The sequence below is a fragment of the Pseudomonas sp. MF08831 genome, from assembly GCF_059862645.1.
In genome coordinates this window covers 1-4,794 of the sequence record NZ_JCBCUX010000032.1, presented here as the reverse complement: position 1 = coordinate 4,794, position 4,794 = coordinate 1, and the positions used below count along the sequence as shown (strand labels likewise).

Annotated in this window: 4 protein-coding genes and 1 pseudogene; 1 reads left to right on the top strand and 4 read right to left on the bottom strand. The window is 62.3% G+C overall.

The annotated features are described in order from the left end of the window. Positions 1-235, top strand: a pseudogene (locus AC19YS_RS31895) (hypothetical protein); the annotation flags it as partial. A gap of 131 nt (positions 236-366) precedes the next feature. Here AC19YS_RS31895 and AC19YS_RS31890 read toward each other — a convergent pair. The 4 genes from AC19YS_RS31890 to AC19YS_RS31875 all read right to left on the bottom strand — a co-directional run bounded on the left by AC19YS_RS31890 (position 367) and on the right by AC19YS_RS31875 (position 4,501). Further along, positions 367-1,254, bottom strand: a complete 888-nt coding sequence (locus tag AC19YS_RS31890; protein WP_169366399.1) for a LysR family transcriptional regulator — start codon at positions 1,252-1,254, stop codon at positions 367-369. Positions 1,255-1,436: 182 nt separating this feature from the next. Further along, complete coding sequence (ycaC, locus tag AC19YS_RS31885; RefSeq protein ID WP_106580735.1) at positions 1,437-2,054, bottom strand: isochorismate family cysteine hydrolase YcaC; 618 nt, start codon at positions 2,052-2,054, stop codon at positions 1,437-1,439. 21 nt (positions 2,055-2,075) lie between these two features. Continuing rightward, a complete protein-coding gene (locus tag AC19YS_RS31880) occupies positions 2,076-3,914 on the bottom strand; it encodes an amidohydrolase (protein ID WP_124417074.1) in 1,839 nt (612 codons plus the stop codon). Beyond that, the gene (locus tag AC19YS_RS31875) at positions 3,911-4,501 is read right to left on the bottom strand and encodes an antibiotic biosynthesis monooxygenase (RefSeq protein WP_106580733.1); all 591 of its coding nucleotides are present in this window, start codon (positions 4,499-4,501) and stop codon (positions 3,911-3,913) included. Before AC19YS_RS31875 ends, AC19YS_RS31880 begins: the two co-directional genes overlap by 4 nt. Between the last annotated feature and the right edge of the window lie 293 nt (positions 4,502-4,794).

The following is a 4,794-nucleotide window of genomic DNA, read 5'->3' as shown; positions in this document are numbered from 1 at the left end:
GCTTGCTCGCGAATGCGCTGGATCAGCTACAGATACGCTGACTGACACACCGCTTTCGCGAGCAAGCCCGCTCCCACAGGTGTGCGATGTTGTGTCAGTGGTTCAGCAACCACCCGCCAGGCGTTCACGCAAGAATTCCACCAGCGCCTGCCAAGAGGAGATTGCCGATACGTTTCTGGCGAATTTGGAGCGGTATGTGGACGGTTCGGAGTTGGCCAACCTCGTCGATCTCTGAGCCAAACCTCAATCAAAATGTGGGAGCTGGCTTGCTCGCGAATGCGCTGGATCAGCTACAGATACGCTGACTGACACACCGCTTTCGCGAGCAAGCCCGCTCCCACAGGTGTGCGATGTTGTGTCAATGGTTCAGCAACCACCCGCCAGGCGCTCACGCAAGAATTCCACCAGCGCCTGCACCGGCCTTGAGCTTTGCCGGTGCTGTGGGTACACCGCCGACAAGGTCAGCGCTTCAGGGGCGAAGTCTTCCAGAAGCGTGACCAGGCGCCCGTGCTTCAACGCGTCGGCCACAATAAACGTTGGCAGGTACGTGACGCCCAATCCGGCAATCGCCGTGTCGCGCAACAACTCGCCGTTGTTCACGCGCATGCGCCCGCTGACATTCACCGACTGCAGTTTGCCCTTGGTCTGGAAGCGCCACTGCACCTGGCGGCCGTGGCCGTAGGGCAGGCAATCGTGGTCGGCCAGGTCTTCGGGCTTGAGCGGCGTGCCGCGCCGGGCCAGGTACTCGGGGCTGGCGCAATACACCCGCTCGACACTGGCGATGCGCCGCGCGATCAAGGTCGAGTCTTCAAGGGTGCCGATGCGCAGCACCAGGTCGTAGCCTTCGCCGATCAGGTCAACAGGCCGGTCACTGAGGTCGACTTCCACCGACACGTGCGGATAGCGCTGCAGAAATGACGGCAACAGGCAACCCAGGTGAGCCATGGCAAACGACAGCGGCGCACTCAGGCGCAGCGTGCCGCGCGGCTCGCTGTTCTGGCCGGCGATGCCCTGCTCCACTTGCTCGACGTCACTGAGCAATCGCAAGGCGGATTCGTAATAACTCTGGCCCAGCGGCGTGACGTCCAGGCGGCGCGTGGAACGGTTGAGCAGGCGCACGCCCAGGCGCTCTTCCAGCTGAATCAGGCGGCGGCTGACAAATTGCTTGGACAGGCCCAGTTGCTCGGCGGCGGCGGTAAAGCTGCCGGACTCCATGACCTGGCAGAACAGGCGCATGTCTTCGAAGGGGTTCATTGTCGCTTCTCGGTGGACATTTTGCTGATTTATAACCGGTCAGTCATGGCACCACAAATCAAATGTGGGAGCCGGGCTGGCCCGCAACAGCGCAGCGTCAGCCAACCGTGATGTCGACTGATGCTGCGCCGTCGCGGGCAAGCCCGGCTCCCACAGGGTTCAGCGGTGTCCTGTCTGCGGGGTTACTTGGCAGTAAACGCCGAGTAGCTGTTCATCAGGTTGCGGTAGTTGGGAATGCGTGGCGACAGCAGGTTGGCCAGGCCTTCCATGTCGTTGCGCCAGTCGATCTGCAGCTCGCAAGCCACCGCAAACCAGTTGACCAGGTGCGCACCCGCTGCGCTCATGCGCGCCCACGACGCACGTTGCACGGCCTCGTTGAACGTCCCCGAAGCGTCGGTCACCACAAACACCTCGAAGCCTTCAGCCAGCGCGGCCAGGGTCGGGAACGTCACGCAGACGTCGGTCACCACACCGGCGATGATCAATTGCTTGCGGCCGGTGGCCTTGACGGCCTTGACGAAATCTTCGTTGTCCCAGGCATTGATCTGGCCAGGGCGCGGGATGTACGGCGCGTCCGGGAACAGCGCCTTAAGCTCCGGCACCAGCGGGCCATTGGGGCCGGTTTCAAAGCTGGTGGTGAGGATGGTCGGCAGCTTGAAGAACTTGGCCACATCCGCCAGCGCCAGCACGTTGTTCTTGAATTCGTTGGGCGAGAAATCCTGCACCAGCGAGATCAAGCCAGTCTGGTGGTCCACCAACAGCACCACGGCGTCGTCTTTGTTCAAGCGTTTGTAAGTCATGGGGTAGCTCCTTTGGGGGTTTTAGAAGGCAAAGCACGAGCAGCCAAACGCGCCCCAGAAACCCTGGAAGTCGCTGACCGGCACGCTGGAAAGGCGCGCTTTTTCATGGCCATGGGCATGCACGCCACATGGGCCGCTGCATTGATGGACCTGGGCTTGTAACGCTGAACTTGGGCGCCAGTGCCCCGGCACCTTGACCACCGGCGACCAGTCCGGCAGCACCGGCACGCGTGGCGGTGCGAAATCTTCGAAGTCGCCGGCGCCGTACACCACCTTACCGCCGACCACGGTGAGCACCGACTCGATCCACTTGATGGCTTCTTCATCGACACTGAAAAAGTCTGCCGACAGCGCGGCAACGTCCGCCAACTGGCCGACCTTGATCTGGCCCTTCTTGCCCTGCTCCGACGAGAACCAGGCACTGCCGTGGGTGAACAGCTCCAACGCGGTGAGGCGCGGCAGGCCTTCGGCGTGCAGTTCCAGGCCGCCGACGGTGCGGCCGCTGACCATCCAATACAACGAGGTCCACGGGTTGTAGCTCGACACCCGTGTGGCATCGGTGCCCGCCCCGACCGGTACGCCTTCAGCCAACATGCGCTTGATCGGCGGCGTGGCTTCGGCCGCCTTGGCGCCGTAACGTTCGACAAAATATTCGCCCTGGAACGCCATGCGATCCTGAATCGCGATACCGCCGCCAAGAGCACGCACGCGCTCGATGTTGTGCGGGGTGATGGTTTCGGCGTGGTCGAAAAACCACGGCAGGCCATTGAACGGAATGTCGCGGTTGACCTTCTCGAACACGTCGAGCATGCGCGAGATGGATTCGTTGTAAGTGGCATGCAAGCGGAATGGCCAGCGCTGCTCGACCAGATGCCGAACCACCGGTTCCAGTTCCTGCTCCATGGTCAGCGGCAGGTCGGGGCGCGGTTCAAGGAAATCTTCGAAGTCCGCCGCCGAAAACACCAACATCTCGCCGGCGCCGTTGTGGCGCAGGTAGTCATCGCCCTGATGCAGGGTGACGCTGCCGGTCCAGTGCTTGAAGTCGCTGAGTTCTTCCTTGGGCTTCTGGGTGAACAGGTTGTAGGCGATGCGCACCGTCAGCTGTTCATCTTTGGCCAGTTGCTCGATCACCGCGTAGTCATCGGGATAATTCTGGAAGCCACCGCCGGCATCGATCGCACTGGTAAGGCCCAGGCGATTGAGTTCACGCATGAACTGTCGGGTCGAGTTGACCTGATATTCCAGCGGCAATTTCGGCCCCTTGGCCAGGGTTGCATAGAGGATCATCGCGTTAGGCCGCGCCACCAGCATGCCGGTGGGGTTGCCGTTGCTGTCACGCACGATCTCGCCGCCCGGCGGGTTCGGCGTGTCTTTGGTATAGCCGGCCACCCGCAGGGCGGCGCGGTTGAGCAAGGCACGGTCGTACAGGTGCAGCACGAACACTGGCGTGTCCGGCGCGGCCTGGTTCAGCTCCTCCAGGGTCGGCATACGTTTTTCGGCGAACTGGAATTCGTTCCAGCCACCGACCACGCGCACCCACTGCGGCGTAGGCGTGCGATCCGCCTGATCCTTGAGCATGCGCAGCGCATCGGCCAGGGACGGCACGCCTTCCCAGCGCAGTTCGAGGTTGTAGTTCAGCCCGCCACGGATCAGGTGCAGGTGCGAGTCGTTGAGGCCAGGGATGACGGTGCGGCCCTTAAGGTCGATGACCTGCGTGCCACTGCCCCGCAACGCCATGGCTTGGGCGTCGGTGCCGACCGCGACGAAGCGGCCCTGGTGAATAGCAACGGCGGTGGCGCGCGGGTTTTCACGGTCCACGGTGTGGAACTGGCCATTGAACAGAATCAGATCGGCGTTCATAGGGTTTCCTTTACAGAGGCTTCAAGCCAGGGAGCGAACAGGCGGGTGGCGGCCGGCATCAGCAGGTAGACCACCAGCAGCACGATGGTCAGGGTGACCAGGAAGGTTGCGACCACGTAGTTGGAGAGGAACGGATGCAGGCGTAACACCGGGCCCCAGACGATCGGAATCAGCAGGGTCAGCGGCAGGATGACAAACAGGGTCACCACGGCTTGTTTCCAGCGCGGTGGTTTGGCGGCGCTGTCGGCCAGGGGGGCGAACCAGAACTCATTGACGGCACCGATTTCGGTGTTGTCGCCGTCGGCGAGCATGGGCGTAGCTTCGTTGATCAGGGCTTGGCGCTCGGGGGAGTCGAGCCAGCGTTCGAGGTCGTCGGTGGAGCGGTAGCGCAGGACGCAGGTGAACAGCGCCAGGCGGTTTTGTTTGCTGCGCACGACATCGACGCCGAGGTGGCCTGGGCGTTCGCCAGCGATGCGCACGATGCGGCGTAGCCAGGCTTCGTAGTCGGCTTCGCGACCGGGTTTGATCAGGTGTTTGACGACCAGGGTGACGACTTCGTCGGGGCTGGTTTTGGGTGTTGGGTCCATGTTTTGATTCCCCCCTGGAGAGTTGTGCGATAGGGGGAGTTTGGGGGGTAATGGGGGGCTGGAATTGGATGTATGTGCTGTTTGACGTGGCGGCCTTTGGGGGCCGGTTTTTACGGAGTACATATCCGTTATTTGAGTAACGGCCGCGATGGGTTCCGCTCTTACAGCGGGTCACTTTGGAAAAGCCCCAAAGTAACCAAAGGGCTCTTGCCCCACCACTCGGCACCTCGCTTAGGCTCGGTGTGCCCGAACGAAGGCTTGAATCCGTGGGCCGCCGTGACGGGCCATCCATG